This is a genomic window from Sphingomonas sp. Leaf22, from assembly GCF_001421715.1.
Lineage (GTDB): Bacteria > Pseudomonadota > Alphaproteobacteria > Sphingomonadales > Sphingomonadaceae > Sphingomonas.
Genome location: NZ_LMKP01000001.1, coordinates 142947 through 169063, shown reverse-complemented (window position 1 = coordinate 169063; position 26117 = coordinate 142947). Strand labels below are relative to the sequence as shown.

The 26117-nt window shown below is 66.7% G+C and carries 34 protein-coding genes and 1 tRNA gene; 9 read left to right on the top strand and 26 right to left on the bottom strand.

What is annotated here, in order from left to right; translation table 11 throughout:
• Nucleotides 1-20 precede the first annotated feature (20 nt).
• On the top strand, nt 21-578 hold the full coding sequence (locus ASE70_RS00825) for a hypothetical protein (protein ID WP_056500378.1): 558 nt from the start codon (nt 21-23) through the stop codon (nt 576-578).
• A gap of 90 nt (nt 579-668) precedes the next feature.
• Here ASE70_RS00825 and ASE70_RS00820 read toward each other — a convergent pair whose 3' ends face one another.
• Nucleotides 669-1757, bottom strand: a complete 1089-nt coding sequence (locus ASE70_RS00820; protein ID WP_056500376.1) for a branched-chain amino acid aminotransferase — start codon at nt 1755-1757, stop codon at nt 669-671.
• Between the two features lie 58 nt (nt 1758-1815).
• Between ASE70_RS00820 and ASE70_RS00815 the strand changes: the two genes are divergently transcribed.
• Nucleotides 1816-2319 carry a MarR family winged helix-turn-helix transcriptional regulator gene (locus tag ASE70_RS00815; RefSeq protein WP_055997103.1) on the top strand — a complete coding sequence of 168 codons (504 nt, stop codon included), beginning with the start codon at nt 1816-1818 and terminating at the stop codon, nt 2317-2319.
• Between the two features lies 1 nt (nt 2320).
• Here ASE70_RS00815 and bla read toward each other — a convergent pair whose 3' ends face one another.
• From bla to ASE70_RS00785, 6 genes are all read right to left on the bottom strand, one after another.
• Nucleotides 2321-3175 carry a subclass B3 metallo-beta-lactamase gene (bla, locus tag ASE70_RS00810; RefSeq protein WP_056500371.1) on the bottom strand — a complete coding sequence of 285 codons (855 nt, stop codon included), beginning with the start codon at nt 3173-3175 and terminating at the stop codon, nt 2321-2323.
• Entirely contained in the window at nt 3172-3975 is an 804-nt protein-coding gene (gene proC, locus ASE70_RS00805) for a pyrroline-5-carboxylate reductase (protein WP_056500369.1), read from the bottom strand. Before proC ends, bla begins: the two co-directional genes overlap by 4 nt.
• On the bottom strand, nt 3972-4472 hold the full coding sequence (locus tag ASE70_RS00800; RefSeq protein WP_056500364.1) for a YbjN domain-containing protein: 501 nt from the start codon (nt 4470-4472) through the stop codon (nt 3972-3974). The genes proC and ASE70_RS00800 overlap by 4 nt, the downstream gene beginning before the upstream one ends.
• Nucleotides 4473-4533: 61 nt before the next feature.
• A complete protein-coding gene (locus ASE70_RS00795; protein ID WP_056500361.1) occupies nt 4534-4830 on the bottom strand; it encodes an accessory factor UbiK family protein in 297 nt (98 codons plus the stop codon).
• Nucleotides 4831-4872: 42 nt separating this feature from the next.
• Nucleotides 4873-5427, bottom strand: coding sequence for a TspO/MBR family protein (locus tag ASE70_RS00790; RefSeq protein WP_056403291.1), 555 nt, complete (start codon nt 5425-5427; stop codon nt 4873-4875).
• A gap of 81 nt (nt 5428-5508) precedes the next feature.
• Nucleotides 5509-6255, bottom strand: a complete 747-nt coding sequence (locus tag ASE70_RS00785; RefSeq protein ID WP_056403289.1) for a TlyA family RNA methyltransferase — start codon at nt 6253-6255, stop codon at nt 5509-5511.
• 178 nt (nt 6256-6433) lie between these two features.
• Here ASE70_RS00785 and ASE70_RS00780 point away from each other — a divergent pair, with 178 nt between their 5' ends.
• Nucleotides 6434-7102, top strand: coding sequence for an RBBP9/YdeN family alpha/beta hydrolase (locus ASE70_RS00780; protein WP_056403286.1), 669 nt, complete (start codon nt 6434-6436; stop codon nt 7100-7102).
• Between the two features lie 148 nt (nt 7103-7250).
• On the opposite strand, the gene ASE70_RS00775 is transcribed toward ASE70_RS00780, so the two are convergent.
• The 7 genes from ASE70_RS00775 to ASE70_RS00745 all read right to left on the bottom strand — a co-directional run bounded on the left by ASE70_RS00775 (nt 7251) and on the right by ASE70_RS00745 (nt 11823).
• Nucleotides 7251-7661 (bottom strand): hypothetical protein, encoded by a 411-nt coding sequence (locus ASE70_RS00775; RefSeq protein WP_056403283.1) that lies wholly within the window; start codon nt 7659-7661, stop codon nt 7251-7253.
• Nucleotides 7658-9580: a 1-deoxy-D-xylulose-5-phosphate synthase gene (gene dxs, locus ASE70_RS00770; RefSeq protein ID WP_056500800.1), complete on the bottom strand. Its 1923-nt coding sequence runs from the start codon at nt 9578-9580 to the stop codon at nt 7658-7660. Before dxs ends, ASE70_RS00775 begins: the two co-directional genes overlap by 4 nt.
• Before the next feature lie 86 nt (nt 9581-9666).
• Nucleotides 9667-10137, bottom strand: a complete 471-nt coding sequence (locus ASE70_RS00765; RefSeq protein WP_055995302.1) for a Fur family transcriptional regulator — start codon at nt 10135-10137, stop codon at nt 9667-9669.
• A gap of 40 nt (nt 10138-10177) precedes the next feature.
• On the bottom strand, nt 10178-10558 hold the full coding sequence (locus ASE70_RS00760) for a MerC domain-containing protein (protein WP_055997110.1): 381 nt from the start codon (nt 10556-10558) through the stop codon (nt 10178-10180).
• Nucleotides 10559-10659: 101 nt separating this feature from the next.
• Nucleotides 10660-10926 carry a UvrB/UvrC motif-containing protein gene (locus ASE70_RS00755; protein ID WP_056500358.1) on the bottom strand — a complete coding sequence of 89 codons (267 nt, stop codon included), beginning with the start codon at nt 10924-10926 and terminating at the stop codon, nt 10660-10662.
• A 31-nt stretch (nt 10927-10957) separates the two neighbouring features.
• Nucleotides 10958-11275 (bottom strand): DUF2218 domain-containing protein, encoded by a 318-nt coding sequence (locus tag ASE70_RS00750; RefSeq protein WP_056500356.1) that lies wholly within the window; start codon nt 11273-11275, stop codon nt 10958-10960.
• Nucleotides 11272-11823 (bottom strand): PadR family transcriptional regulator, encoded by a 552-nt coding sequence (locus tag ASE70_RS00745; protein WP_156355884.1) that lies wholly within the window; start codon nt 11821-11823, stop codon nt 11272-11274. The genes ASE70_RS00750 and ASE70_RS00745 overlap by 4 nt, the downstream gene beginning before the upstream one ends.
• Before the next feature lie 91 nt (nt 11824-11914).
• Between ASE70_RS00745 and ASE70_RS00740 the strand changes: the two genes are divergently transcribed.
• From ASE70_RS00740 to ASE70_RS00725, 4 genes are all read left to right on the top strand, one after another.
• Nucleotides 11915-13219, top strand: coding sequence for a replication-associated recombination protein A (locus ASE70_RS00740; protein ID WP_056500352.1), 1305 nt, complete (start codon nt 11915-11917; stop codon nt 13217-13219).
• Nucleotides 13216-13545 (top strand): hypothetical protein, encoded by a 330-nt coding sequence (locus tag ASE70_RS00735; protein ID WP_056500349.1) that lies wholly within the window; start codon nt 13216-13218, stop codon nt 13543-13545. Before ASE70_RS00740 ends, ASE70_RS00735 begins: the two co-directional genes overlap by 4 nt.
• Nucleotides 13506-14423 carry a hypothetical protein gene (locus ASE70_RS00730; protein ID WP_235519502.1) on the top strand — a complete coding sequence of 306 codons (918 nt, stop codon included), beginning with the start codon at nt 13506-13508 and terminating at the stop codon, nt 14421-14423. Before ASE70_RS00735 ends, ASE70_RS00730 begins: the two co-directional genes overlap by 40 nt.
• Nucleotides 14424-14513: 90 nt before the next feature.
• Nucleotides 14514-14587, top strand: a tRNA-Thr gene (locus ASE70_RS00725).
• 32 nt (nt 14588-14619) lie between these two features.
• Here the strand turns inward: ASE70_RS00725 and ASE70_RS00720 are convergent.
• The gene (locus tag ASE70_RS00720) at nt 14620-15300 is read right to left on the bottom strand and encodes a response regulator transcription factor (protein ID WP_056500345.1); all 681 of its coding nucleotides are present in this window, start codon (nt 15298-15300) and stop codon (nt 14620-14622) included.
• Entirely contained in the window at nt 15297-16808 is a 1512-nt protein-coding gene (locus ASE70_RS00715; protein ID WP_056500342.1) for a sensor histidine kinase, read from the bottom strand. The genes ASE70_RS00720 and ASE70_RS00715 overlap by 4 nt, the downstream gene beginning before the upstream one ends.
• Before the next feature lie 228 nt (nt 16809-17036).
• Between ASE70_RS00715 and ASE70_RS19440 the strand changes: the two genes are divergently transcribed.
• Together ASE70_RS19440 and ASE70_RS00710 are read left to right on the top strand one after the other, a co-directional pair.
• Nucleotides 17037-17192, top strand: coding sequence for a hypothetical protein (locus ASE70_RS19440; RefSeq protein ID WP_156347512.1), 156 nt, complete (start codon nt 17037-17039; stop codon nt 17190-17192).
• Entirely contained in the window at nt 17192-17398 is a 207-nt protein-coding gene (locus tag ASE70_RS00710) for a hypothetical protein (RefSeq protein ID WP_056500338.1), read from the top strand. Before ASE70_RS19440 ends, ASE70_RS00710 begins: the two co-directional genes overlap by 1 nt.
• A gap of 23 nt (nt 17399-17421) precedes the next feature.
• Here ASE70_RS00710 and ASE70_RS00705 read toward each other — a convergent pair whose 3' ends face one another.
• From ASE70_RS00705 to ASE70_RS00660, 10 genes are read right to left on the bottom strand one after another with little or no spacing between them, the layout of a single operon-like run.
• A complete protein-coding gene (locus tag ASE70_RS00705; RefSeq protein WP_056403252.1) occupies nt 17422-17700 on the bottom strand; it encodes a hypothetical protein in 279 nt (92 codons plus the stop codon).
• The gene (locus ASE70_RS00700; RefSeq protein WP_235512413.1) at nt 17697-18701 is read right to left on the bottom strand and encodes a chemotaxis protein CheB; all 1005 of its coding nucleotides are present in this window, start codon (nt 18699-18701) and stop codon (nt 17697-17699) included. The genes ASE70_RS00705 and ASE70_RS00700 overlap by 4 nt, the downstream gene beginning before the upstream one ends.
• Nucleotides 18702-18734: 33 nt before the next feature.
• Nucleotides 18735-19172, bottom strand: coding sequence for a chemotaxis protein CheW (locus ASE70_RS00695; RefSeq protein WP_055995334.1), 438 nt, complete (start codon nt 19170-19172; stop codon nt 18735-18737).
• A gap of 26 nt (nt 19173-19198) precedes the next feature.
• Nucleotides 19199-19561, bottom strand: coding sequence for a response regulator (locus ASE70_RS00690; protein ID WP_055995337.1), 363 nt, complete (start codon nt 19559-19561; stop codon nt 19199-19201).
• Between the two features lie 29 nt (nt 19562-19590).
• Complete coding sequence (locus tag ASE70_RS00685) at nt 19591-20148, bottom strand: chemotaxis protein CheD (RefSeq protein ID WP_235512412.1); 558 nt, start codon at nt 20146-20148, stop codon at nt 19591-19593.
• Nucleotides 20136-21164, bottom strand: coding sequence for a protein-glutamate methylesterase/protein-glutamine glutaminase (locus tag ASE70_RS00680; RefSeq protein ID WP_056500334.1), 1029 nt, complete (start codon nt 21162-21164; stop codon nt 20136-20138). Before ASE70_RS00680 ends, ASE70_RS00685 begins: the two co-directional genes overlap by 13 nt.
• The gene (locus ASE70_RS00675; protein ID WP_056500331.1) at nt 21161-22024 is read right to left on the bottom strand and encodes a CheR family methyltransferase; all 864 of its coding nucleotides are present in this window, start codon (nt 22022-22024) and stop codon (nt 21161-21163) included. Before ASE70_RS00675 ends, ASE70_RS00680 begins: the two co-directional genes overlap by 4 nt.
• On the bottom strand, nt 22021-24198 hold the full coding sequence (locus tag ASE70_RS00670) for a chemotaxis protein CheA (RefSeq protein WP_056500328.1): 2178 nt from the start codon (nt 24196-24198) through the stop codon (nt 22021-22023). Before ASE70_RS00670 ends, ASE70_RS00675 begins: the two co-directional genes overlap by 4 nt.
• 15 nt (nt 24199-24213) lie before the next feature.
• Nucleotides 24214-24477 (bottom strand): STAS domain-containing protein, encoded by a 264-nt coding sequence (locus ASE70_RS00665; protein WP_156355882.1) that lies wholly within the window; start codon nt 24475-24477, stop codon nt 24214-24216.
• Nucleotides 24478-24518: 41 nt separating this feature from the next.
• Nucleotides 24519-25988, bottom strand: coding sequence for a methyl-accepting chemotaxis protein (locus ASE70_RS00660; protein ID WP_056500323.1), 1470 nt, complete (start codon nt 25986-25988; stop codon nt 24519-24521).
• Nucleotides 25989-26117 lie beyond the last annotated feature (129 nt).

Below are 26117 nucleotides of genomic sequence, written 5' to 3'. Positions count from 1 at the left end.
GACAAATCGTCAAGCAATCATTGACGAAGCAGCAGATGCGGATGCAGGAAGAACAACGGTTGCGGACGAGGACGGCGTCGATCGTCCTCGATTGGGCAGAGGAGCGCGAGCCGCCCTTTTCCGGTGAGGGGAAGGCCGATTTTGCCAAGGCCATCGTCGCGGCGCATGTCGTTGCCGATGAGGCGCGGCTGAACCTGAACCGCTGGATCGATGCAGCGCGACGGGCCGACATGAGCTGGGCGGAGATCGGCGAAACGCTGGGCATCAGCAAGCAGGCGGCACAGCAGCGGTTCGGGCGGGTTACCGGCTATGCCGAAGAACGGTCGGAGGGCGGCACGTTCGTTCGTACGGGCGCGACGGCGTTCAACGAACTGCGCATTATGGCGGAGGAAGGCAGGAGGGGTAACGAGTTGGTTGCGCTTGGCGCGCTGACTCTCAGCTTCCGTCCTAGCGAGCGGCTATGGGAATATTGCCGTCGGATCGGGACCGGCAGCGACGCAACGCGCCTGCAAGCCGAAGGCTGGGAGCATGTCGCCAGTTGGCTGCCGTTTCATTATTATAAGCGGGCGATCGGGTAGCGGGTGGGCCGGGATGGCAGGCAGTGCTCCGGACCGGGCGTGGCGCACTGCCCCTCTCCCAACCCTCTCCCCCGAAGGGGAGAGGGCTTTTTAGCCGATGCGTTGCATCCAGTCGTGCGGGTCGTTGCTGCGGCCGCGCTGGATGTCGGTCAGTTGCTTGAGCAGCGCCTGCGTCCGTTCCCCTGGCTGGCCGTCGCCGATCTGGAAGCTGAAGTCCGCCGACGACACCTTGCCGATCGGGGTGACAACCGCGGCGGTGCCGCAGGCGAATGCCTCGACTAGCCGGCCGCTGGCGGCATCGGCCTGCCACTGTTCGATCGAATAGCGTTCCTCGCGCACGTCGATCCCGGCATCGCGGACCAGCGTCAGGATCGAATCGCGGGTGATGCCGGGCAGGATCGTGCCGGTCAGCGGCGGGGTGAGCATCGTGCCGTCGTCAAACACGAAGAAGATGTTCATGCCGCCCAGTTCCTCGACCCAGCGGCGTTCGACCGCGTCGAGGAACACGACCTGATCGCAGCCCTGCCGGATCGCTTCCGACTGGGCGAGCAGGCTGGCGGCGTAATTGCCGCCGCACTTCGCATCGCCAGTACCGCCCGGCGCAGCGCGGGTGAATTCCTTCGACACCCACAGCGACACGCTCTTGGCACCGCCCGGCCAGTAGTTGCCGACCGCCGAGGCGATGACGCAATAGAGATACTCGGCGGACGGCTTCACGCCGAGAAACGTCTCGCTCGCGATCATGAACGGGCGCAGATAGAGCGCGCTGCCCTCCCCGGCCGGAATCCAGTCGCGCTCGGCCAGCGTCAGTTCGCGGCACGACGCGACGAACAGGTCCTCGGGCAATTCGGCCATGGCGAGGCGCTTTGCCGAGCGGCGGAAGCGGGCGGCATTCTGTTCGGCGCGGAACAGCGCGACGCCGCCATCGGGCAGCGTATAGGCCTTCAGCCCTTCGAAAATTTCCTGTGCGTAGTGGAGAACGGCGGCGGCCGGGTCCATGACGATCGGCGCCCGCGCGCTGATCTTGGCGTCGTACCAGCCCTTGTCCTCCGACCAGCGCATCGTCGCCATATGGTCGGTAAAGACGCGCCCGAAACCGGGATTGACGATCCGTGCCGCCCGCTCTCTCGCCGCGACCGGCGTCGCATGGGATTCGAAGGCGAAGGTCGGCTGCGTCATGGCGTCCTCATGGATGAATGCTTGCGATGGCGTAGGCCGGATGGCAGAAATGGTCAACATGACTGCCCCAATATCGCCCGCCCAGCCGATGGCCGCATCGGCATTGTTCCTGCGCGAAGCGGAGGTACGGCGCGGGATCGAACTGCTGTATTTCGGCTATAGCCATCTGACGCGGACGATCGATGAGGAATTGGCCGCGCAGAATCTGGGGCGTGCGCATCACCGCGCGCTGTATTTCATTGCCCGCCGGCCCGACCTGTCGGTCAGCGAATTGCTGCGGTTGCTGGCGATCACGAAACAGTCGTTGGGGCGGGTGCTGAACGACCTGTCGTCGCGCGGCCTGGTCGAGAGTCGGGCAGGCGACCGCGATGCGCGGCAACGGTTGCTGAAACTGACGCCCGACGGACAGGCGCTGGAGGCGCGACTGTACGAAATGCTCAACGCGAAGCTGTCGCGTGCCTATTCGGGTGCGGGGCAGGACGCGGTCAGCGGCTTCTGGGCGGTGCTGGAGGGTCTGATCCCGGCGGGCGACAAGGCGGCGGTGGCGGCGCTGGGGCGGTAGGTCAGCGCGCTTCGTCGGCCAGCCTTTTGTCGAGACGTCGGGTCGCGGCGTCCGCATAGGCACGGCAGCCGTTCCGGTCGACCAGCGGCTTTTGGCCTGCCAGTCGTTCCGCCATGTCGCTTGCCCCCGGATGCGGGGTGAGGACGATATCGCACGGCAGCGCCGCCACCCGGGCGATCGTCGCGCGTAGCCGTGCGACATAGGCCGGATGGTCGCGAAAGCGGTAGGCGTCCGACGATACGGCGGACAAGCTATCGGCGAAGACGATGGTGCGGCAGACCGTTCCCGCGCACGACCGCCACGACCAACTCATGCCGTCGGGCGAATGGCCGGGGGTCAGATGCGCGGTCAGTCGAATCGGGCCGAGCGTGACCGATTGGCCGTCGGTCAGGACGCCGGCGACCGGAACGCGATCGACCGGGGACAGGATGTCGCGTTGCGGATCGTCGGCCGCGAACCGGCCGCGTTCGATCACTTCACGCGCGGCAGCACTTGCACGCAGTTTCGCACCGGTCGCGCGACGCAGCGCGGCGAGGCCGCCGGCATGGTCGATATGGCTGTGGCTCATCAGCAGCAGCTTCACATCCTGCGGGCGGAAACCCAGCTTGCGGATGTTGTTTACGATCGACGGCACCGCTTCGGCGGTCGCGGCGTCGATGACGACATGCCCCCGCGGTCCGGCGATCAGCAGCACGGTAATGCCACAGGTGCCGATGTCATAAACATTGCCGAAGATGCGGACCGGCGGCGCGGGATCGCTCCAACCGTCCTTGCCGGCGCATTGTCGTGCGCGGGCGGTGACGTCGGCCGGCGGGGCTGCGGTCAGTGTCGCCGCGAGCAGGATCGCGCCGATCATCCCCGCGCCGCCGCCGCCATCTCGGCATTGCGCCGTTCGGACGCAGCGAGGGTGGCGGCGATCAGGCGTTTCAGCGCGTCGCCGTCGTCGAGGACGTTTAGCCCCTGTCGCGTCGAGCCGCCGGGGCTGGCGACACGATCGGCCAGCGTTGCGGGCGGGACATCGGCACCCGTCGCCATCGTCGCCGAACCCTGCACCGTGGCGATGGCGAGGCGTTGCGCCTGATCGGCGGGCAAGCCGAGCGCCGCCCCCGCCGCTGCCAGCGTGTCGATGAACCGAAATACGAACCCCGGCCCGCAACCCGACAAGGCGGTGACAGCATCGAACAGCGCGGCATCGTCGATCCATTCGACCAGTCCGAGCGGGCGCATCAATGCTTCGGCAGTCGACCGGGCATTGCCATCCGATCCGTGCGAGTGGAGCGCGACCACCCCCTGCCCGATCGCGACTGGCAAATTAGGCATGGCGCGGACGATCGTCCCGGCGTCGAACCGGCGGGCGAGCGCCGCTTCCTCGACCCCGGCAAGGATCGAGATCAGCAGCGGCACGCGGGCGATGCGGGGGGCCAGATCAGGCGCGATCCCGTCGAGTTGCTGCGGCTTGACCGCCAGCACGACGATCGCCGGACGCGTTTCTGGCAGCATGAGCGCATGGGTGACGCCCGCCGGAACCTCGCGCGGGCTGCGGGTAACGACCGTGATCGCCGCCGGGTCGACGCCGTCCGCGATCCAGCGATCGAGCATCGCCCCGCCCATATTGCCGCAGCCGATCAGCCACAGCGGTCCGGGCAGGGCGGTCATGCCTCGCCCTGCGTCTCGATCATCGACGCGGCGATGGCTTCCTTCGGCGTCTTGCCGCCCCACAGCACGAACTGGAACACCGGGTAGAAGCGTTCACATTCGTCGATCGCGGCATCGATGATCAATTCGGCCTGATCGATGGTCAACGCTGGTTCGTCGCCCAGCATCGCGGCATGGCGATACAGCAGGATGCCGCTCGACGACCAGAGTTCGAAATGGCCGATCCACAGCTGTTCGTTGATGAGGCCGATGGTCTCGTAGATCGCACCGCGCCGCTCATCAGCGACGCGAATATCGGGCAGCGCGAGGAATTGCAGCACACCGTCCTCTCCGCGCCAGATCGCGCGGAGTTCGAATTCGGTCCAGCTGCCCTTCACGTTCGCGACGATCTCGTCGCCGTCCCGCTCATGCTTCCAGCCGTGCGCCGCGAAATAGCGCTCCAGCGTATCGATCGGAGCGGCGTCGTCGCCGTCCTCTTCCACTTCGTCCAACATCATCCCCACGTCTTAGCCGCGCGCGTCGCCTCCGTCACGCGCCACGGCGGACGTGCGGCAGGAATCAAAGCGCGCCTTCGCCCGCGCCCGACGTGTCGGACGTAGCCGGCGGTGCGAAGGCCTCCCTGCCTTCCAGCGCGTCGAGCCGGGCGCGCAGCGCATCGGCTTCGTCGCGGGCAGCGACGGCCATGGCCTTCACCACTTCGAATTCGTCACGGCTGACGAAATCCATGCCGCCGAGAAACGTCTTGGCCCGCTCGCGCGCTGCCGCCTCGCCCTCACGCGCTATGCCGGCAATGGTGCCGGCAGCGCCGTTCACGAACTTGGCGAAATCGTCGAACAGGCGGTTGTCGGATTGCATGGAAAATCCTTTTCGTTGGCAAAGTCGGAACGCCGCCTGCCGTTACAATGCGATTTGGGTGGAATGGGCCGGCGGCACAAGGGTTTCGGCGTCGGGATTGCGCCGGTCGATCTGCCAATTGAGCGCCGATGCGATCACCAGCCACGCCAGATACGGCACCAGCAGCCACGCCGCGAGCGGACGGATGCGGCCAAAAGCGAAGGTCGTGGCAAGCGCGGTGAAGAACAGCGCGACAATCAGCATCAGTGCGAGGCTCACCTGATGCGCGCCGAAGAACAGCGGCGACCAGACGAGGTTCATCACCAGTTGCACGACGAACAGCGCGACGGCGATGCCCCGCCCCCGCGCGCCGCGCGCGCTGAGGACGATCGCCAGCGACAGACCCATCGCCACGTACAGGATCGTCCAGACCACCGGGAAGGCCCAGTTCGGCGGCCGCAGCGCCGGCAGGTCGAGCATCCGGTACCAGCCGTTATCGTCGCCGGCGACGACCAGCTGGCCCGACGTGAAACCGAGCAGCAGGATCAGCGGCACGCATATGACGGCCCGTCGCAGGAATTCCGAACGCAACTGCCACTTCGACGCGATCTCGTTCATCCCGTACCCCGGTGCCGGCCACACGTCGTGCGCGGCCGTTCAGGCGGCATTGCTTGCTGTGTGCGCCGCGTCATTGCAAGCCTAAGCGACCAATTCGGGGGCGGTGGCGGCGATCAGGAACTCGATATTGCCCTCGGGCCCGGTAATCGGGCTGCGATCTATGCCAATTACCTGCCAGCCGATGCCGGTCAGCCACGCCGCGACCTCGTCACAGACGCGGGTGTGGATGGCGGGATCTCGCACCACACCGCCCTTGCCGACCTCTTCGCGCCCCGCCTCGAACTGCGGTTTGATGAGGGCGAGCAGCCGCCCGCCGGGCTTTACGAAGCCGAGCGGGACGGCCAGCACCTTCGACAGGGCGATGAAGCTGGCGTCGCAGACGACCAGATCGACGGGTTCGGGAATATGAGCGGCCGTCAGCAGCCGGGCGCTCAATTGTTCGAGGACGACGACGCGCGGGTCCTGCCGCAATTTCCAGGCAAGCTGGTTCGTACCGCTGTCGACGGCATAGACGCGGGTCGCGCCGTTGGTCAGCAGCACGTCGGTAAAGCCGCCGGTCGACGATCCGACGTCGATCGCGATCACGCCGGTCACGTCCCAGCCGAAATGGTCGAGGCCGTGCGCCAGCTTGACCCCGCCGCGCGAAACCCACGGATGATCGCGCCCGCGCACGTCGAGCACGGCGGCGTCGGGAAGCTGCTGCCCCGGCTTGTCGACCTTGCGGTCGCCGACGAAGACCAGGCCGGCCATGATGAGCGCCTGCGCCCGGGTGCGGCTCTCGGCGAGGCCGCGATCGACGAGCATCTGGTCCGCGCGTTGCTTTGCCATGGACGGCGCATGGCGCGGCTTTCGGTTTGTCGCAACCCTCGATCCGTTGAACGATTGGCTATTGCCTATCATTGCAGTAGGAATATCTCTGGTGATGAAGGTCGACCCGGCCCCGATCCCCTCCCCTAAAGCTGACGGGTCGGCCTTCATCGATAGCGAACCGTACAGGAGCGTGACGATGGCGCAGTTTTCGACACCCCCGACCGCCCTGCCGACGGTGCTGACCGTGCCGGGATTGAATGGCTCCGGACCGTCGCACTGGCAGACCCTGTGGGAACAGTCGCGACCGGACACGGCGCGCGTCGAACTGGGTTTATGGTCGCGCCCTTTGCGCAATGCGTGGGTGACGAAGCTGGATCAGGCGATCCGGCAGGCGCAGGCGCCGGTGGTGCTGGCGGCGCATTCGCTCGGCTGCCTTGCGGTCGCATGGTGGGCGCAACTGTCGGGACAGCCTTATGGCTGGCCGGTCGCTGGCGCATTGCTGGTCGCGCCGGCGGATGTCGACCGGCACGGCGCGCCGATGGAGTTGCAGGGATTCGCGCCGACGCCGCGCTTCTCGCTGCCCTTTCCGTCGATCGTCGTGGCGTCGACAGACGACCCATGGGTGTCGATCGAACGCGCGCATTCGATGGCCGCCGATTGGGGCAGCCATTTCATCGATGCCGGAGCGCAAGGGCATCTGAACGCCGCCAGCGGTATCGGCTGGTGGGAAGAGGGCCAGGAATTGCTCGAACGCGTCATTTCGGCATCGGGCGACGGGCATGGCCATATCCGCCTGCCCAGCGATGCGCGCTCGGTGCTGGCGATCAACGCGACCGACGCGGCTCAGGGGCAGTTTTTGCGGTAAGGGAAAAGGGTTCGGCGACCGTCAGTCGGGTAGCAGCGGCAAATCCGTGCCGGAAATCTCCCTTCGATCGCCGATCATGGCCGGCGTTCGACCCAGCCGATCGCCGGCCGTGATTGATGCGGACATCGATCGTGAAAACGAAAGGGAATTATGCCGACCGATGCATGGTGACAACTGACTGAAGATATAGCGCCAAATCGCGAAGGTCGTGGAGCGGCGGAATAGCATCGGCTTCCGGCCGTTCGAACCCGAGTTCCTCGCATCCCGTCGCCGCGATATCGGCAATCTCCGTTTCGTCGACGGCGAGAAAAGCACGAAAATCGTCGTCAGGGTGCGGTGCCACGCCTTTACCATAAAAAGATTGGATCAGATCACGCACCTTCTCTGCGACCAGCGGTGATACCCCTGCCCCCGCAAGCATCGCGTCGAAATCCGCGACCGTCCAGCCGGCGCGCTCCGCGCTGGCCAGCCTGAACCGCCGCCACATCCGCCAGTTGAACCAACCGACCGCGATCACCGCCAGCGCGATGATCGCGACCGCCTTTTGCGGGCCGGTCATGCGCGGACTTCGGCGGCCCCGCTTTCGTTCCAGCGCAGCGCCTGCAACACGGTATCGACGATCTGCGGCGCGTTGAGGCCGGCTTCGTCATATTGCTTCTGCGGGCTGTTCTGATCCTGGAAGCTGTCGGGCAGGCGCATCGTGCGCAGCTTCAGGCCGGCGTCGATCAGGCCGGTATCGCTGGCGAAGGTCAGCACATGCGCGCCTAGTCCGCCGACCGCGCCCTCCTCGACCGTCACCGCGACCTCGTGCGTGGTCAGCAGACGGCGGATCATCGCTTCGTCGAGCGGCTTGGCGAAGCGCAGGTCGGCGACGGTCGTCGACAGCCCCTTCGCCTCCAGCGCGTCGGCGGCCTTGAGCGCTTCTTCCAGCCGGGTGCCGAGCGACAGGATCGCGACCTTGTGCCCTTCGCGCACCAGCCGCCCCTTGCCGATTTCCAGCTTCTGCGGGGTTTCGGGCAGCGCGACGCCGACGCCGTTGCCGCGCGGATAGCGAACCGCGATCGGGCCGGCGTCATATTCGGCGGCGGTATAGGTCATGTGGACCAGTTCGGCCTCGTCCGCCGCCGCCATCACCACCATGTTCGGCAGGGTGGCGAGATAGGTCACGTCGAAGCTGCCGGCATGGGTCGCGCCGTCCGCCCCGACCAGCCCGGCGCGATCGATCGCGAAACGGACCGGCAAATTCTGGATGCAGACATCGTGCACGACCTGATCGTACGCACGTTGCAGGAAGGTCGAATAGATCGCGCAGAACGGCCGCATCCCCTGCGCCGCCAGCCCGGCGGCGAAGGTCACCGCATGTTGTTCGGCGATACCGACGTCGAAGAACCGACCTGAATGCCCCTTCGCAAACTTGTCGAGCCCGGTGCCCGACGGCATCGCGGCGGTGATCGCGCAGATACGGTCGTCGGTCTCGGCCAGCTTGCTGAGCGTTTCGCCGAACACGTTCTGATATTGCGGCGGGCCGGCCGGGGCCTTCACCTGCGTGCCGGTGATGACGTCGAATTTCTGCACGCCGTGATATTTGTCGGCCGCAGCCTCGGCGGGGCCGTAACCCTTGCCCTTCTTGGTCACGACATGGATCAGGATCGGCCCTTCGGCGGCATCGCGGACATTTTCGAGGACCGGGATCAGATGGTCGAGATTGTGACCGTCGATCGGGCCGACATAGTAAAAGCCCAGCTCCTCGAACAAGGTGCCGCCGGTGGCCATGCCGCGGGCGAATTCGTCGGTCTTGCGCGCGGCGGTGTGCAGCGAGCGCGGCAGGCGGCGGGCGATCTTCTTCAACGTCTCGCGGATGCCGAGGAACTCGCGGCTCGACACGATGCGCGACAGATAGGCCGACAGGCCACCGACCGGCGGCGCGATCGACATGTCGTTGTCGTTGAGGATGACGACCAGACGGTTGCCGGCCTGTTCGGCGTTGTTCATCGCCTCATAGGCCATGCCCGCCGACATCGCGCCGTCGCCGATCACGGCGATGCCCTTGCCCGGCGTGCCCGCGATCTTGTTCGCGACGGCAAAACCGAGCGCGGCCGAGATCGAGGTCGAGCTGTGCGCCGCCCCGAACGGGTCGTATTCGCTTTCCGAGCGCTTGGTGAAGCCCGACAGCCCCCCGCCCTGCCGCAGCGTGCGGATGCGGTCGCGACGGCCGGTCAGGATCTTGTGCGGATAGCATTGATGGCCGACGTCCCAGACGAGCCGGTCGGCCGGGGTATTGAAGACATAATGGATCGCGACGGTCAGTTCGACGACGCCGAGACCGGATCCAAGATGACCGCCGGTCGTCCCGACCGCGCTGATGGTTTCATGTCGCAATTCATCGGCGAGTTGCCGAAGATCGCCGGCGGAGAGCTTGCGAAGGTCGGCGGGCGTCTGAACGGTATCGAGCAGCGGCGTGCTAATTGGATCGGCCATCATCCTTGCTTATCGCAGGTCAGCCACAGTGTCGATTGTTCGTGGCACGCCGTTCGGACAAAGCGCGGCGATGCTTCGGGAAAGCGTCAGTCGTGCACCGTTCCTGCACAGTCCGCGCACGTACCCCGAACCTCGATCACCGGACGGACGGGCGTGAAGCCGGCCCCGCTGGCGGCGGAGCGGACGCTGCCGGTGATCCGGTCGTCGTCGATATGCGTCGTCTGTCCGCAGCGGTCGCAGACGAGGAAGATGCAGTCGTGGATGCAATCGGGATGACTGTTCGCCAGATAGGCATTGGCGCTTTCGACCCGGCGGGCAAGGTTCGCGTTCACGAACAGGTCGAGGATGCGATACACGCTGTTGGGGGCCACCCGCCGCCCCTGCGCCTTCGACACGGCATCGGCAATGTCATAGGCGGAAGCCGGTTTGTCGAACGAGGTGAGCACATCGAAAATGCTCGCACGCATCGCGGTCCATTGTTCGCCGGCGCGGGTCAGCGCGACTTCGGCAGCCTTGCTCCACGCGGGGCCGTGATGATCGTGATGCTCATGCGCCATCGCGGTGAGATAAGCGCCCACGCCATTGGCGGCAAGCCGGTCAGCAGCCAGCGCGGCGGTTCAGATGATGACCATACGCCAGCAGCGCGACACCGCTCAGCGTCGCGATCGCTTCGGGCACCCCGTGCGGCAGGGTCAATGCCAGCGCCATCACTGCGAGCCCGACACCGCCGATCGCGGTCGGCAGACGCTGGCCGTGACGCAGATAACCTGCGCCCAGTGCGACGATGCCGAGCAGCACCGCGAAGGCGAGACCGAGTTCGTGGATCGCAGGATGCAGCAACGCGCCGCCGACCGAGGCGAGCAGCGCCATGATCGCGATCGTCGTGACGCAATGCACCGCGCACAGCGCCGATAATACGATGCCGGCGCGGTCGAGGCGACCTTCGTGCAACCAGGATCGGGCGGTGGAACTGCGCATCGCCGCCTTATGCTCCGGATCGCGCGAAGATACAACATATCGCTTCATCGCAGTCCCAACGCCGTGTCCGGGCTTTGGTTCGATGCACATCGCTACGAACGCTATCGTTTCCGGGTCACCATCGGATCGGGCTTTTTCGGCGGTTTCCAGCCGGCGGGCGGATCGACGCGCTGGCGGCTGGTACCCAGACCCATCGCGCCCGGTTGCTGACGGGTCAGGCCGGTCGTGTCGGCGGCGGTCGCCGCGTCCGCCTGCGCACCGCCGCGCAACAGGTTGATCCGGTCGCGCAGCCGCGAGGCTGTTTCGAAATCCATCGCGGCGGCGGCGGCCTCCATCTGCTGGCGCAGGGTATCGATCGAATCGGTCATCGGACCCGAACGCACGAAGCCGCGCCGCGCCTCATCGCCAGTCGAAGCCGAGCGGCGCTTCGCGAAAGGCGAAGCGATCGAGGTGGCGGGCAACGGCACCCTCCAGCCCTGTCAATTGCTCGGTCGAGGTCGCATCGATGCGGACGGTCAACGCATCGTCGGCAGCGTCGAACGTCACCAGCGCATCGCCGGGATGGTCGGCCCCGCGCGCGTCGCGGGGGAACACGACCGTGCCGTGATGCGCGTCGAACGCGACGGTCAGGTTGTGCTGCCAATGTTTGCAAAGCTGTTGCAGATACCGGCTGGCATGGGCGGTCGCGACGATCGCGGTGGCGGTGTGGGTGGTCACAGGCGTTCGACCTTTTGCGCGGCTTCGTCGAGGATGGCGGCGACGCGGTGGAGGGTTTCGGTGTCGACGTCCGCCGCCGCCAGCCGATGATGGATCGCGGTGCGCAGATTTGCACGGGCGCGGTGGATCGGACCGGCATCGGTGCGGGCGCGATGTTCGCCCAGTGCCGCGAGCCGTTCGAACAGTTCGCCGACCTGCGCCGCATCGGTCGTCAATTGCGCGGTGCCGGCTTCCGTCACCGCGAACCGCTTGCGCGTCCCCTCGCTCGCCTGCTCGTCGATCAGTCCCATGTCGGTCAACAGCGTCAACGTCGGATAGACGACGCCGGGGCTGGGCGCATAGGCACCGCCGGTCTTGCCCTCGATCGCGCGGATCAGGTCGTACCCGTGACGCGGCGTTTCGGCGATCAGTGCCAGCAGGACCAGCTTCAGTTCGTCACCGCCCAGCACCCGCCCGCGCGGTCCGCGCGGACCACCATGTCGACCACGCCCGCCCATGCCCGGCCCGCCGGTCCATGAATCATATCCCATTCCAAATTGCATCTTCATTCTCCGATATATCTTAAACACTAAGATATATCTGAAACGATCGTCCGCAAGATCGGCTTTCGGCTTTTTTCGCGCACCCTATATTGTCCGCATGGCCGACCTTTTCGCCGACTTCGCTCCGCCCCCGCCCGAGACGCCGACCGGCGGACCGCTCGCCGACCGGTTGCGCCCGAAAACGCTGGCGGAGGTGGTTGGGCAGGATCATCTGACCGGCGCGGATGGCGCGATCGGGCGCATGGTCGCGGCGGGCAAGCTGTCGTCGATGATCCTGTGGGGTCCGCCCGGCACCGGCAAGACGACGATCGCCCGCCTGCTGGCCGATGCGGTAGGCCTGCGCTATTCCCAGATTTCGGCGGTGTTCTCGGGCGTCGCCGACCTGAAGAAGGTGTTCGCCGAGGCACGCGACCATGGGCGGATCGGCAAACGCACGCTGTTGTTCGTGGACGAGATTCATCGCTTCAACCGCGCGCAGCAGGATGGTTTCCTGCCCTATGTCGAGGATGGCACGGTCACGCTGGTCGGGGCGACGACCGAGAATCCGTCGTTCGAACTGAACGCGGCGTTGCTCAGCCGGGCACAGGTGCTGATCCTGCACCGGCTCGACGCTGCTGCACTCAACGAATTGCTGACCCGCGCCGAGACGACGGAGGAACGCCCCCTGCCCCTGACCGATGCCGCGCGGGCGGCACTGGTGGCGAGCGCCGATGGCGACGGGCGCTTCCTGCTCAATCAGGCGGAGACATTGTTTTCGATTCAACTGCCCGAACCGCTCGACCCCGCCGGGCTGTCGGCGCTGCTGCAACGGCGCGTCGCGGTCTACGACAAAGATCGCGAGGGGCATTACAATCTGATCTCGGCACTGCACAAATCGCTGCGCGGATCGGACCCGCAGGCAGCGCTCTATTACATGGCGCGGATGCTGACGGCGGGTGAGGAACCGCTCTATGTCCTGCGCCGGCTGACGCGGTTCGCCAGCGAGGATATCGGCCTCGCCGATCCGCAGGCGCTGGTGCAATGCCTCGCCGCCAAGGATGCCTATGACTTTCTCGGCAGTCCCGAAGGCGAACTGGCGATCGTGCAGGCCTGCCTCTACCTCGCCACCGCGCCCAAATCGAACGCGGCGTACAAGGCGCAGAAAGCGGCCTTCGCCAGCGCGCGCGAGACGGGATCGCTGATGCCGCCTCCATCCATCCTGAACGCGCCGACCCGGCTGATGAAGGATATCGGCTATGGCAAGGACTATGCCTATGACCACGATCAGGCCGACGGATTTTCGGGCGCTAAGTACTGGCCGGAGGAGATGACGCCGAAACGCTTCTACGAACCGACCGGGCGTGGCTTCGAACAGCGGATCACCGAACGCATGGCGTGGTGGGACGAACGGCGTCAGTCATGAGGGACTGGACCGACGTCGTGGCGATCGGCTGCGCTCTGCCGGGCGTCGAGCCGGGCAGCAGCTGTGGACAGCCGGCGCTGCGTTTCAGGAACAAGACGCTCGCCGGCACGACCGCACCCGGGCTCTACAGCTTCGTGCTGCATGTCGCCGAAGGCGAGAAGGACATGCTGATCGAGACCGATCCGGCGACCTTCTGGCAGACCGACCATTATCGTGGCTGGCCGGCGGTGCTGGTGCGCTACGGGACCGATGCCGGCGATCGCATCGCGACGCTGCTGCGCCGGGCATGGTGGGACCGGGCGACGATCGCCCAGCGCAAGGCGTAGGGCGAGCGGCCCTGACCCGGCACTTCACCCGGTTCGCAGCAATCGACTGGTCGGGACAGGCGGTCGCGCACCCGAAGGGGCTGGCGGTCGCCGAGGTCGGTGACGCCGGTCCCGAACTGGTCGTGCGCAAGGGCGGATGGTCGCGGGGCGCGGTGCTCGACTGGCTGGTCGGGCTGGCGGCTGCGCGAGCCGACACCCTGATCGGGCTGGACCTGTCGCCGGCACTGCCGTTCGTCGACCGGGATACCTATTTTCCGGGCTGGAACGCGTCGCCGCCCGATGCGCGGGCGCTATGGGCGATGGTCGACACGATGGCGGCGGACGATCCGTTTCTGGCGGCATCATCGGTGGTCGCCGATGCGGAACTCTCGCGGCACTTTCGGCGGCAGCGCGCGTGCGGCGACCTGTTCGGGGTGGGCCGCGGACGGTTGCGGGTGTGCGAGGAACGGCAGTTGCTCGCCGGGCTGTCGCCGACCAGCTGTTTCAATCTCGTCGGCGCGGCGCAGGTGGGGAAGTCGAGCCTGACCGGCATGCGGGTGCTGCACCGGTTGCGCGGCGCGATCCCGGTCTGGCCGTTCGATCCGCTGCCCGATACCGGGCCGGTGATCGTCGAAATCTACACGACCATCGCGGCGCGGGCGGCGGGGGTGCGCAAGGGATTGAGCAAGTTGCGCGATGCCGCATCGCTGGATGCGGCGCTGGCGGCGCTGGGCAGCGCCACACACGTCCCGATCGCCCGCTACGACGATCACGCCACCGACGCGCTGCTGAGCGCGGCATGGTTGCGAACGGTCGCGGGCGATGCCGGGTTGTGGACGCCGGCCGGGCTGACGGCGCAGGTCGCGCGGACGGAGGGGTGGACGTTCGGGGTGCGGTGAGGCGGGTAGCGTCGCGACGAGCGGGTCGAATATCCCGCCCCGCCCGCCGTTGTGCTGACGCACGCCGCTTGGTACAGAGCGCGAGGAAGTGCCCCGTTACGTTAATGGTAAACGGCTTCCTTTGTAACGAAGAGACGCGGGTTCGATTCCTGCACGGGGCACCACCATCCCTAATTCCCCGCCTGGGCGGACAAGCCTAGCGCGGTGGCGCAAGCCGGTACCCGACGCCGGGTTCGGTCAGGATCAGCCGGGGATCGGTCGAATCCTCCTCCAGCTTCTGCCGCAGATAGCCGATATAGACGCGCAGATACTGGCTGTCCGCCGATGGCGATCCCCAGCCGACCTCGAGCAGCCGCTTGTGCGTGACGACCTGTCCGGCGCTCATCGCCAGCGCCTGCAACAGGTCGAATTCCTTGCGCGACAATCGGATCGGTTCGTCTTCGATCCGGACAGACCGGGCGTCGAAGTCGATCGCCAGCGGGCCGCTATGATAGGTCCTGGGCTTCACGCGTACGCTGGCACGCCGCCGCACCGCCGCGCGGATGCGCGCGGTCAGTTCGCCGATCTCGAAGGGTTTGTTGACATAGTCGTCGGCCCCCTCGTCCAGCGCCCCGATCTTTTCGCTTTCCTGATGCCGCGCCGAGATCACGATGACCGATGCCGCGCTGATCGCGCGCACCGCGCCGATCACGTCCTTCCCGTCCATGTCGGGCAGGCCGAGGTCGAGGAGGATCAGTTCGGGGTCGGTCCGTCGTACCGCCTCTACAGCGGAATTGCCGTCGCAGGCGGTCGCCACCTCATACCCCGCCGCACGCAACGTCGGCTCCAGCACGGCGACCAGCGACGGTTCGTCATCAACGATGAGGATGCGGGTCAAGTCGCGGGCATTCCTCTGGCGATCGGCAGTTCGATAACGATCTTCGTGCCTCCGTTCGCCACGCCCGGCGTCTGCGCCGCGATCGATCCGCCCAGCGCCTCGACGAAGCCCTTGGCGATCGCCAGTCCCAGGCCGCTGCCGCGGGGCGACGCCTCGCTCCGCCGCACCCGGTAGAAACGCTCGAACACGCGGACTAGGTCGTCCTCCGGAATACCGCAACCCTCGTCGGCGATGCCGATCCGGCAGCGATCGCCCAGATCCTCGGCGCTCAGCACGATGCGGGTGCCATCGGGACCATAGAGGATCGCGTTGTCGAGCACGTTGATGAGCACCAGTTCGAACAAGGCCGGGTTCGCCGACACGACCAGTCGCGGGTCCATGCCGACCGTTTCGAACCGGCGGTTGCCGGCGCGCGGGCGCACGCGCTGGATGGCGACGCCGATCATCTCGGCGACGCCCAGCGTCTGCAACGATGCCGGGTCGTCGCCGACCTCCAGCTTGCTCATTTCGAGCAGGTTCGCCGTATAGCGATTGAGCCGTTCGCAATCGTCGACGATCTGGCGCAGAAACTGTTCGAACGTGACGGCATCCAGCTTGTCGCGGTAGATCAGCAGGCTCGACGCCGACGCGCTGATCGCGGTCAGCGGCGTGCGGAAATCGTGGCTGACCGAATTGAGCAACGCGGTCTTCAACTCCTCGGCCCGAACGGTCGCGCGGCGTTCGGCATTCTGTTCCGACAGGATGGCGCGTTCGAACGCGACCGAGACGCTGCCGCCAAAGGTCTTGAGCAGGGTCAGGTCCATGGGGCCGCCGCCGGTTTCCTCGAGCAACAGGACGCCGATCGCCCCTTCGCTGCCGTCCAGCCGGAACGCCACCAGCGGACGGTCGATCAGAATGCCCTCGTCGCTGGCGAGCAACGCGGCGATCACATCGTCGATCGCGCACAGGGTCTCGTCCGGACCGACGCGATCGAGACCGCCCGGCCTTAGCCGGAAGATCGTCAGGCGTGCGTTGAGGATCGGTTCGGCGACGCGGGCCAGCGCGGCGGTGATATCGACGACCCGCCCGGCCGATTGCAGCGCCCGACTGAGCCGCAGCAGGTTGGTCAGCCGGGCATTGCCCAGCCGCGCCAGTTCCGAGCGGTCGCGCAACCGCCCGGCGAGGATGCCGGTCACGATCGCGCACAGGTTGAAGATGAACAGCGGCGCGAGATCGCGTTCCGTCCCCAGCCGGAACGAGAAAGCAGGCTGGGTAATGAAGAAATTGAAGATCAGGAACGCCGCAACCGCCGCGATCAGCGCACTGGACAGGCCGCCGACCGCCCCGGCGACGGTGACGCCCAGCATGAACACCAGCGCGGCGGTGACCTCGTCATAATGGGCGGCGACCAGATTGCCGACCAGCGCGAGGACGAGGATGACGGTCGCGGTCGAGGCGAGTTCCTGCCGGGTCAGCGACAGCTTCAGTCCGCGCGAGGCGAGGTCGGCGGTGATCGGATAGGACGGCATAGCGGCAGGCTCACTCCCACGAACGCGCCGCGGCACGGCCCGTGCGCCCGGACCATGCGTAGCCGGGCACTGGACGCCGTCCATACATAAGAAAGCTATAGTAACGGCTTAATGAGTCGTTGGCCTAGCGGTCCGTTCGGGCATCGCCACGGCTGACCTGCGCGGGAATCGCATCCCGTCCGGCACCTTCCGCTGCCCCCATATCGACGTCGTATCGGGAGAGGACCTATGCAGTGGCCGTTTATTCGTCGTCAGCGTCTGAATGACGCGTTGCTCGACGCCGATCGCCGATTCAATCAGATCGACCGCGCGGCGCGGACCTATCGCGACGAGCGCGACCGACTGAAGGCGGCATTGTCCGCGGTCAGCAATTACCCGCATTGATGATGGTCGACATCGCCGCCTTCGTCGCGATTCCGATCGGCAATATCGTGATGACGATCGGCTTCCTCAAGCTGATCTGGGTATCGGACGGGACGCTCGCCTATGCCGGCGGGGGCCGCGCGACGCGGAACCTGCCCGGTCTGGCATGGGTCGCGGCCGGGGCGGCGCTGTGTTTCCTGCCGCTGGCGCTGCGCTATCCGGGATAAAGTCGGTCGCCCGCGCGGGCGGGTCAGGCGGCGTGGCAGCGTAGCCGCGCCAGCATGTCCTCCAGCGTAACTTCGGACAACTGATCCTGCCCGTCGCCACCGCGCAGCACGCTGGCGAGGTTGAGCAGGATCTGCGTGACGTGATCGATCGATTGCAATCCGGTCAAATGCCGGCGCAACGTCGCTTCGTCGCTGCCGAGTTCGAAGGCGAGGTCGCCCAGCATCCGCGAGGCGCGCACCAGTTCTTCGGCCAGTGCGCCGCCCATCGGGATCGGCTGCGGAAAGGTCGCGGGCGCGTTCATTTCGAGCACAGTTTCAGGACGCTGGCGGTCAGCGCGTCGGGCGCGACCGGCTGCGTGACCATGCCCCGCGCCAGCGTGTGGCCGCCGCCGCCCTCCGCCGGGGAAAAGGCATAGCTGCCCGCACCCAGCATCGCCTTCAGACCGCCGCCGCCGTCTTCGCTGCCGTCGATCATCAGCACGCCGACCGCATTGGCCCCCGCCGCCTTGGCAGCGGCGGCGAACAGCAGCGAGATCGACGGACGCTCGCCCGCTACCGGATCGCGCGCCAGCAAGCGCAATTTGCCCGACGGCCATGCGTCGACGACGACGTGATGGTCGCCCTGTGGCGCGAAATAGATGGTGCCCTGCTCGATCTTCATCCCGTCCTGCGCGACGACGACCTTCGGTGCGACCTGCGTCCCGAGCTTTTCGACCATGCCATCGACCAGACCCGGCCCCAGATGCTGCACGACGATCGTCGGCGGGCAGTTGGCGGGAAAGGCACCGAACATGCCGAACATCGACGCGGTGCTCGACGCATCACCGCCCAGCACGATCAGGCGACCGTTCCAGTCGATCGGTGCCGCCGCCTTGGCCGCCGGACCCTTACTCTTCATCGGCGCATTGCGGGCCGACTTGATGCGCTTGCCCAGCTTGGCGATGATCGCGTTCAGTTCGGCCGGGGCCGCGACGCGCGGCTTGGGCAGGCAGTCGATCGCCCCCAGCCGCAGTGCCTCGATCGTCTCGCCCGCGCCGTCGGTGGTGCGGGTCGAGAACATGATGACCGGCATCGGCTTCGATTCCATGATCTCTGCCAGATATTCGATGCCGCTCATCCCCGGCATTTCGACGTCGAGCGTGATGACGTGCGGTTTCAGCGACGCGACCATCGACCGTGCTTCGGCAGCACCATCCGCAAGGCCAACGACCTCCACACCCGGAATCCGTTCCAGCGCTCCCGAAATGAGCGCCCGCATGGTCAACGAGTCGTCGACGACGAGAACCTTGGTGCTTGCAGCCATGATGTCAGTGTCCCAAAAAGATTACGCGGTACTTCAGGCGGCTTCGGCGACCGGCTGGTCGACCAGACGGTCGAGCGCCAGCACCAGGATCATGCGATTGTCGATCGTCGCCAACCCTTCGAGGAAGCGCGAGGCTTCGGTGTCGCCCATGTCGGGGATCGGCTGCATCGCATCGGGATGAATCGACACGATGTCGTTGACCGCATCGACGATGATGCCCTGCAGCTGTTCGCCGATGCGCACGACGATGATGACGTGGCGCGCCGACGGATCGGTCATGCCCCAGTTCAGCCGGTGGCGCAGGTCGAACACCGGCAGCACGACGCCGCGCAGGTTCACGACACCGCGGACATAGGGCGGCACGTTGGGCAGCGGCGTCGCCGGCGACCATGCGCGGATCTCGCGGATCGCCATGATGTCGACGCCCAGAATCTGGTCGCCCAGCTGAAAGGTGATAAGTTGGCGGGACATGCTCTAATCCTCGGGCGGAAAACGGGTCAGTGCAGCACGCGGCGGATGGCGGCCGCGAGCTTTTCGGGGTGGAACGGCTTGACGATCCAGCCGGTCGCGCCGGCATCGCGGGCGCGCTGCTTCTTTTCGTCCGAGCTTTCGGTGGTCAGCACCAGGATCGGCAGGCTGCGACGCCCCTGCCCGCGCACTTCGGCGATCAGGCCGAAACCGTCCATGCGCGGCATGTTGATGTCGGTGATCAGCAGGTCGGGCTGTACGCCGTCGAGCTTTTCGAGCGCATGGACGCCGTCCTCCGCCTCGATCACGCTATAGCCCAGGTCGGTCAACGCCACCCGCAGCAACATCCGCATGCTGGGCGAATCATCGACGGTCAGGATCGTCTTTGCCACGGTAGGCTCCCTCGGTACGAAATCAGTCATCAAAAAAATTCCACGTCGCCGACGGCGGCGGGGGGCGGTGGTGGCTTGCGGACCACGATCACCGGCGGTGCCGCATCGACGACCGACCGGCACCGGGCCAGTCCGACCGCCGCGCGAAACTCGACGCGGCGTGCCCGCGTGCCCCCGACATCCTCGCCGACCAGCGCGATCCGCTCGTTGCGCAGGAAGGTGCGGGCAAAGGCGATGTTGGCACCTCCGATATCACGAAATCCTTCCCGCATCGTTGCACCGCCGAAGATTCGTGCGCGCAAACGCGATCTTGCGGCACCCATGGTCAACATTGCGTTGATAAGTACTTCCATCGCGTAAACGCCGTAGCGTTGCATCGATGCCTGGTCCGACGCCGTGCCATCGGCCAGCAGATAATGGTTGATGCCGCCGATCTGTGCGACCGGATCGTAGAAGCAGGCCGCGACGCAGCTGCCCAGCACCGTGGTCAGCACGACATCGGGTTCGCGGCTGACCTGCGTCTCGCCCTGCGCCACGGTGATCCGGCGCATACCGTCGCGGGCGGACAGGGCGTTCACAGCGCACATTCGGCGAGCAGCCGTCCGGCGATGCGGCGCAGCGGCAATTGTTCGGCGACGCCGCCAATCTGCCACGCGATCGCGGGCATGCCGTACACGACGCTGGTCGCCTTGTCCTGACCGAAGGTCTTCGCGCCGGCGGTTCGCATCGCCTTCATCCCCTCCGCGCCGTCGCTGCCCATGCCGGTCAGGATCGCGGCGGTGGCGTCGCGTCCGGCAAGACGCGCGACCGAATGGAACAACCGGTCGACCGACGGGCGGTGGCCGTTGACCTTGTCCCCTTCGAGCAGGCGGCAGTGCCGCCGGTCGCCGGTGCCCGCCAGTTCCATGTGACGCTCGCCACCCGGCGCGAGATAGATCTTGCCGACGCCCAGCACCGCGCCCGGCCGCGCTTCCTCGACGCTCGGCGCGCACAGCCGGTTGAGCCGGGCGGCGAAACTGGGCGTGAAGGTCGCGGGCATGTGCTGCACGATCATCGTCGGCGGGCAATTGGCGGGAAATGCCGACAGCAGTTCGATCAGCGCCTCGACGCCGCCGGTCGATGCGCCGATCGCGATCATCGATCCGGGACGCGGCGTATAGGTCGCGCGTTCGTGGACCACCGGGGCCACCGGCGCGACGCGCGCGGCCGGACGCGTCTGCGACGCGGCACGAACCAGATCGGCGAGGTCCAACCCGCTATGATCGTTGTGCGCCATCAGCCGGTTCTTGTCGAAACAGTCGAACGCCCCCCGCTCCAGCGCGGTCAGGCTGGCCTCGGCACCTTGCGCGGTCAGAGTCGACAGCATCACCACCGGCGTCGGGCGCAGCCGCATCAGCCGGTCGAGAAAGTCGAGGCCGCTCATGCCCGGCATCTCGATGTCGAGCGTCACGACATCGGGGTCGAGCGCCTTGATCTGGGCCCGTGCCTCGTCGGCGCTGGCGGCGGTGCCGACGACCTCGATCGCCGGATCGGCCTGCAGCTTGCGACGGATGATCGCCTGCATCGAATAGGAATCGTCGACGATCAGCGCGCGGACGGTCATGCCGCCACCTTCTGATAGGCGGTGCGACCGATCGGACGGAATTTGTCGATTACCGCGCCGAGCAACCGCTCCGAATGACCAATGTACAGCATCCCCCCCACCTCCAGTCGGTCGGCGAGCCGGGCCAGGAGCTTTTCCTTGGTCGGTTCGTCGAAATAGATCATCACATTGCGACAGAAGATCGTGTCGAACCGCCCCTTGATCGGCCAGTCGCCGAGCAGGTTGAGCGGCCGGAACGCGATCGCGTCGCGCAATAGCGGGTCGACGATCAGATCGTCGCCCTCCCCCCGGGCCCATGCGCTGCGCAGTGCGGCGGGCACGGTGCGCATCGTTTCCTTCGAATACTGCCCGGCCCGCGCCTTTTCGAGGACGCTGGGTGACACGTCGGTCGCCAGCATCCGCAGATCGGCCTTCAGCAGTCGCTGCGCGAGGCTGCGGTCGGCGCCGAACGCTGCCATCAGCCACGAATAGGGTTCCTCGCCGCTCGAACATGCCGCCGACCACAGGCGGACACGGCCCCCCTTGTTCAGCCGGTCGACCAGCCCCGGCCAGATGCGATCGACGAAATCCTCGAAATGATGATTTTCGCGAAAGAAGCTGGTGTGGTTGGTGGTCAGCGCATCCACCGCGCGGGCGCGCTCTTCGGCGTCGCGGCCGATGAATGCGACATAGTCGGCAAAGCTCGACAGACCGGAGGCGCGAACCCGCGGCGCGATCCGGCCATAGACCAGCTGCGCCTTGCCGTCGGGCAACAGGATGCCGACCTCCTGATACACCAGCGCGGCGATCGCGCGGTGGTCGGCGGGCTGGAAGTCGAACTCCCGCGTCCGACCGTTGTCGAGGGCGGCGGCGGCGCTCATGCGGCGATGGCCGCCGGCGCGCGGTTGGCGAAACGGCTGCGCGAGGTCAGGGCATCGACATCGGCGATCAGCGCGACGCGCCCGTCGCCGAGGATCGTCGCCCCCGCCACGCCGTCGATCGCCTGGTAATTTGCCTCGAGGCTCTTTACGACGACCTGCCGCTGATCCTGGATCGAGTCGACCAGCAGCGCGGCCTGTCCATGATCGCCCTCGACCACGATCAGCACCGCATCGGTCGCGTTGCGCTGCGCGCCGGCGATGCCGAGATGATCGGCGATGCGCAGTACCGGCACATAGGAACCGCGCACGTCGAGCAGCGTCCCCTCCGGCCCCAGCCGGTTGAGCGTCAGGTCGGTCGGCCGCAGGCTTTCGACGATATGGCCGAGCGGGATGACGAACGTCTGTTCGCCGACCGTCACGATCATGCCGTCCAGCACCGCCAGCGTCAGCGGCAGGCTGAGCGAGAAGCTCGACCCGAAGCCTTCGCGCGACTGGATGCCGATGCGCCCGCCCAGCGCCTGTATGTTTTTGCGCACCACGTCCATGCCGACGCCCCGGCCGGAGACGTTGGTGATTGCCGCCGCAGTCGAGAAGCCGGGCGCGAAGATCAGATTGTCAATCTCTTCGTCGGTCAGCGCCGCATCGGGCAGGATGATGCCCTTCTCGATCGCCTTGGCCTTCACCCGCGCCCGGTTGATGCCCTGTCCGTCGTCGGCGACGGTGATGACGATCCGGCCCGACTGGTGCGCGGCCGACAGGCGGACGACGCCTTCGGCCGGCTTGCCGGCGGCGACGCGCACGTCGGGCATCTCGAGGCCATGGTCGACGGCATTGCGGATCAGGTGGGTCAGCGGCTCGCCGATGCGTTCGACGACGGTCTTGTCGACCTCGGTCATCTCGCCATCGACCTCGAGGCGGACGCGCTTGCCGGTCTCGCCCTCCAGTTCGCGAACGATCCGCGGTACGCGGCTGAACACCGTCTTCATCGGCTGCGCGCGGATCGCCATCGTCGATTCCTGTAATTCGCGCGTCAGATGTTCGAGGTCGTTGAGCTCGGAAATCCCGCCCATCGCGTTTTCCGCAAGGCGCTGGGCGAGCATCGCCTGGGTGATGACCAGTTCGCCGACCAGGTTGACCAGCCGGTCGAGCTTGTCGAGGTCGACGCGGATCGTCTGCGCCGCCGGGGCAACGGCCGCCGCGGCGCGCGGCGCGGCCTTCTCGTCGGCCGGGGCCGGCGCGACCGCAACAGGTGCCGGCGCGGCAGGTGCAGGCGCAGGCGCAGGCGCGGGCGGTGCGGGCGGCGGAGCGACCGGCTCCTCGACCGCCGCTACCGGTTCGGCGACCGAGTCGAGCAGGTCGAACAGCGAATCGACATCGTCCATGATCGACGCTTCCGGCACACCCTTGCCGAGCGTGATCGCGTTGCTGTCCGAAAATTCGAAGACCGCGCGGATATCGTCTTCGGCGACGCTGGCGGGCAACGCCACGTCCCACGCCAGATAGCCGGTTTCGGGATCGAGCGCGTCGAGACCCGGCAGCGCGCTGCGATCGCACAGCGTCACCTTGCCACCCAGCAACGTCAGTTCGCGCAGCAGCAGCAGCGGTTCGGCACCATGTTCGAACGCCTTGGCACCCGGTTCGTAGCGCAGCCGCCAGCCGTCATCGGCATCGGCACCCTCTTCGGACGGGTCGACATCGCCCAGCATCGACATAAGATCGTCGAAATCGTCGGAGATCGCGGGGGCTGGTACCGCCGCAGCAGGGGCCGCCGCCTTGGCCGAACCGCCATGCGCCGCGCCGCCGCCCGCCGCCGCCGACAGCCGGTCGAGCATCGCCGCATCGGACGGCGGCGTGCCGCCATCGCGGGCCGCGGCGACATGGTCGGCCAGCATGTCGAACGCGCCCATGACCACGTCGAGCAGCGGCGAGGTCAGTTCCAGCGTGCCGTTGCGGATCAGGTCGAGCAGCGTTTCATATTGGTGGGTATAGGCCTGCAACCGTTCGTGCCCGAACGCGCCCGCCCCGCCCTTGATCGAATGCACGCAGCGGAAGACCGCGTTGATCGTCTCCGAATCGCGGTCGCCGTCGCGCAGCGATGCGAAATTGCCTTCCATCGCGGCGAGACCTTCCTCGCACTCCTGAAAGAAGATCTGCTGGATTGCGTCGAGGTCCATGGGTTCGCTCCGAAATCAGGCGGCGAGAAGGGTGTCGAGCGCGGCCAGCGTGGCCATGTCGGCAAAGGCGGGGCTGGCACCGACGACGCGGAAGTCGAGACCGGCAAGGTCCGCCGCCGCTTCGGTGGCGGCAAGGACCTGTAGACAGGCCTGACCGATCCGCTCGACCGGCGATGCGTCGAGGGTGATCGACTGACCGGCGTCGATCGCGGTGCGCATCGCCAGCCGAAGCGGAGCGGCGGCGGCGGTATCGAGCACGGGAGCAAGGGCGATGGGCATCGGAAAATCCTGTTCGGGAAAGACGTGGGTCACCGGAGCGATCAGAATTCGGACCAGTCGTCTTCGTTGACGACCGGTGCAGCCGCAGCGGCTCCGCCACCGCCGCCGGCAGCGACCTTCTTGCGCGATCCGCGGGCGATCTCGCGACCGACCTGCGCGGCGCGCGCTTGCAGGCGGTGGACCGCGGTCGGCATCTGCTGGACATGGCCGCCCCCGCCCATGCCGCCGCGGTAGTTGCCGCTGTCGACCGTGAAGCGGGCGACTTGTCGCGCAAGCTCCTGCGCCTCTTCGGCAAGGGTGCGGGCGGCGGCGTTCGCCTGTTCGACCATCGCCGCATTCTGCTGCGTCACGCCGTCCATCTCGCCGACGGCGGTGTTGACCTGCTGCAGGCCGGTCGCCTGCTGATCGGCCGAAGTGGCGATGGTGCCGACCAGCGTGCTGATCTCACCGATGCGGTTGATGATCCGTTGCAGCGCCTTGCCGGTCTCGCTGACCAGTTCGACGCCCATGGCGACCTGTTCGGACGATGCGGTGATCTTGGACTTCACGTCCTTGGCCGCATCGGCCGACCGCTGGGCAAGCGCCCGGACTTCGCTGGCGACGACGGCAAAGCCCTTGCCCGCATCGCCGGCCCGCGCCGCTTCGACGCCGGCGTTGAGCGCCAGCAGGTTCGTCTGGAACGCGATCCCGTCGATCACGCTGATGATGTCGCCGATTTCGCCCGAGGCGCGCTCGATGCCGTTCATCGCCTCCACCGCGCGGCGGACGACATCCCCCGACTGTTCGGCTTCGTCACGGGTTTCGATGACGACCATGTTGGCCCGGCTGGCACCGGAGGCGGTTTCCTTCACCGTGCTGGTGATCTGGTCCATCGCCGCAGCGGTCTCTTCGAGGCTGGCGGCCTGTTGCTCGGTGCGCTGCGACAGGTCGTCGGAGGCCTGACGAATGTCGTTGGCACCGTTGTTGATGCCGCTGGTCGCGTCGCGCACGGCCGACAATACTTCGGACACCGCGTCCATCGCCGCGTTGAAATCGATGCGGAGGCGTTCGTAATCCGACGGGAAGCTCTGTTCGATGCGATAGGTGACGTCGCTGGCGGCCAGACGCGACAGCCCCTGCCCCAGCGAACCGACGACCTGCTGCTGCGCCGCGGCGGCTTCCTTCACCACCCGGCCGTTTTCGCGGAAGACCTCCATCGCCCGCGACATGCGGCCGACACAATCCCGATGGTCCGCGTAGCTGATCGGCGACGTCAGGTCGCCCCGCGCCACCCCCTCCATCCGTTCGACCGTGCCGACATAGGGTCCGCAGACCATGTTGCGGAACAGGACGCCGAGCAGGATGGCGACGATGACGGTCGCCCCGGTGATCCCCAGCAGCATCGGTTCGGACAGCGTGTCATTGACGGCCAGCACGGTCGTGACGAACGGGACGCACATCAGGATGACGTAGACGATCCCCATGACGAGGAATTTCGTGCGGATCGGTGCGTCCTTGCTGAACCATCTCATCGTCAACCTGCTCCCCCGAAACGCTTCCGCACGGACGCGCTGTCGTATCGATCCATGGGTAGTAGCGATGAGGCGATAACTTACGGTTAACATCGAAAATGCGCCGTTCGCGCCGTACCCGGCACCCCG

Excerpts from the sequence above, each read along its gene's own strand:
- ASE70_RS00820 (WP_056500376.1), bottom strand. The coding sequence starts at position 1,757 with ATGACGCAGCCGACCTTCGCCTTCGAATCCCATGCGACGCCGGTCGCG.
- ASE70_RS00815 (WP_055997103.1), top strand. The coding sequence starts at position 1,816 with ATGACTGCCCCAATATCGCCCGCCCAGCCGATGGCCGCATCGGCATTG.
- bla (WP_056500371.1), bottom strand. The coding sequence starts at position 3,175 with ATGATCGGCGCGATCCTGCTCGCGGCGACACTGACCGCAGCCCCGCCG.
- proC (WP_056500369.1), bottom strand. The coding sequence starts at position 3,975 with ATGACCGCCCTGCCCGGACCGCTGTGGCTGATCGGCTGCGGCAATATG.
- ASE70_RS00800 (WP_056500364.1), bottom strand. The coding sequence starts at position 4,472 with ATGATGTTGGACGAAGTGGAAGAGGACGGCGACGACGCCGCTCCGATC.
- ASE70_RS00795 (WP_056500361.1), bottom strand. The coding sequence starts at position 4,830 with ATGCAATCCGACAACCGCCTGTTCGACGATTTCGCCAAGTTCGTGAAC.
- ASE70_RS00790 (WP_056403291.1), bottom strand. The coding sequence starts at position 5,427 with ATGAACGAGATCGCGTCGAAGTGGCAGTTGCGTTCGGAATTCCTGCGA.
- ASE70_RS00785 (WP_056403289.1), bottom strand. The coding sequence starts at position 6,255 with ATGGCAAAGCAACGCGCGGACCAGATGCTCGTCGATCGCGGCCTCGCC.
- ASE70_RS00780 (WP_056403286.1), top strand. The coding sequence starts at position 6,434 with ATGGCGCAGTTTTCGACACCCCCGACCGCCCTGCCGACGGTGCTGACC.
- ASE70_RS00775 (WP_056403283.1), bottom strand. The coding sequence starts at position 7,661 with ATGACCGGCCCGCAAAAGGCGGTCGCGATCATCGCGCTGGCGGTGATC.
- dxs (WP_056500800.1), bottom strand. The coding sequence starts at position 9,580 with ATGGCCGATCCAATTAGCACGCCGCTGCTCGATACCGTTCAGACGCCC.
- ASE70_RS00765 (WP_055995302.1), bottom strand. The coding sequence starts at position 10,137 with ATGGCGCATGAGCATCACGATCATCACGGCCCCGCGTGGAGCAAGGCT.
- ASE70_RS00760 (WP_055997110.1), bottom strand. The coding sequence starts at position 10,558 with ATGCGCAGTTCCACCGCCCGATCCTGGTTGCACGAAGGTCGCCTCGAC.
- ASE70_RS00755 (WP_056500358.1), bottom strand. The coding sequence starts at position 10,926 with ATGACCGATTCGATCGATACCCTGCGCCAGCAGATGGAGGCCGCCGCC.
- ASE70_RS00745 (WP_156355884.1), bottom strand. The coding sequence starts at position 11,823 with ATGAAGATGCAATTTGGAATGGGATATGATTCATGGACCGGCGGGCCG.
- ASE70_RS00740 (WP_056500352.1), top strand. The coding sequence starts at position 11,915 with ATGGCCGACCTTTTCGCCGACTTCGCTCCGCCCCCGCCCGAGACGCCG.
- ASE70_RS00735 (WP_056500349.1), top strand. The coding sequence starts at position 13,216 with ATGAGGGACTGGACCGACGTCGTGGCGATCGGCTGCGCTCTGCCGGGC.
- ASE70_RS00730 (WP_235519502.1), top strand. The coding sequence starts at position 13,506 with ATGGTGGGACCGGGCGACGATCGCCCAGCGCAAGGCGTAGGGCGAGCG.
- ASE70_RS00715 (WP_056500342.1), bottom strand. The coding sequence starts at position 16,808 with ATGCCGTCCTATCCGATCACCGCCGACCTCGCCTCGCGCGGACTGAAG.
- ASE70_RS19440 (WP_156347512.1), top strand. The coding sequence starts at position 17,037 with ATGCAGTGGCCGTTTATTCGTCGTCAGCGTCTGAATGACGCGTTGCTC.
- ASE70_RS00710 (WP_056500338.1), top strand. The coding sequence starts at position 17,192 with ATGATGGTCGACATCGCCGCCTTCGTCGCGATTCCGATCGGCAATATC.
- ASE70_RS00705 (WP_056403252.1), bottom strand. The coding sequence starts at position 17,700 with ATGAACGCGCCCGCGACCTTTCCGCAGCCGATCCCGATGGGCGGCGCA.
- ASE70_RS00700 (WP_235512413.1), bottom strand. The coding sequence starts at position 18,701 with ATGGCTGCAAGCACCAAGGTTCTCGTCGTCGACGACTCGTTGACCATG.
- ASE70_RS00695 (WP_055995334.1), bottom strand. The coding sequence starts at position 19,172 with ATGTCCCGCCAACTTATCACCTTTCAGCTGGGCGACCAGATTCTGGGC.
- ASE70_RS00685 (WP_235512412.1), bottom strand. The coding sequence starts at position 20,148 with ATGTGCGCTGTGAACGCCCTGTCCGCCCGCGACGGTATGCGCCGGATC.
- ASE70_RS00680 (WP_056500334.1), bottom strand. The coding sequence starts at position 21,164 with ATGACCGTCCGCGCGCTGATCGTCGACGATTCCTATTCGATGCAGGCG.
- ASE70_RS00675 (WP_056500331.1), bottom strand. The coding sequence starts at position 22,024 with ATGAGCGCCGCCGCCGCCCTCGACAACGGTCGGACGCGGGAGTTCGAC.
- ASE70_RS00670 (WP_056500328.1), bottom strand. The coding sequence starts at position 24,198 with ATGGACCTCGACGCAATCCAGCAGATCTTCTTTCAGGAGTGCGAGGAA.
- ASE70_RS00665 (WP_156355882.1), bottom strand. The coding sequence starts at position 24,477 with ATGCCCATCGCCCTTGCTCCCGTGCTCGATACCGCCGCCGCCGCTCCG.
- ASE70_RS00660 (WP_056500323.1), bottom strand. The coding sequence starts at position 25,988 with ATGAGATGGTTCAGCAAGGACGCACCGATCCGCACGAAATTCCTCGTC.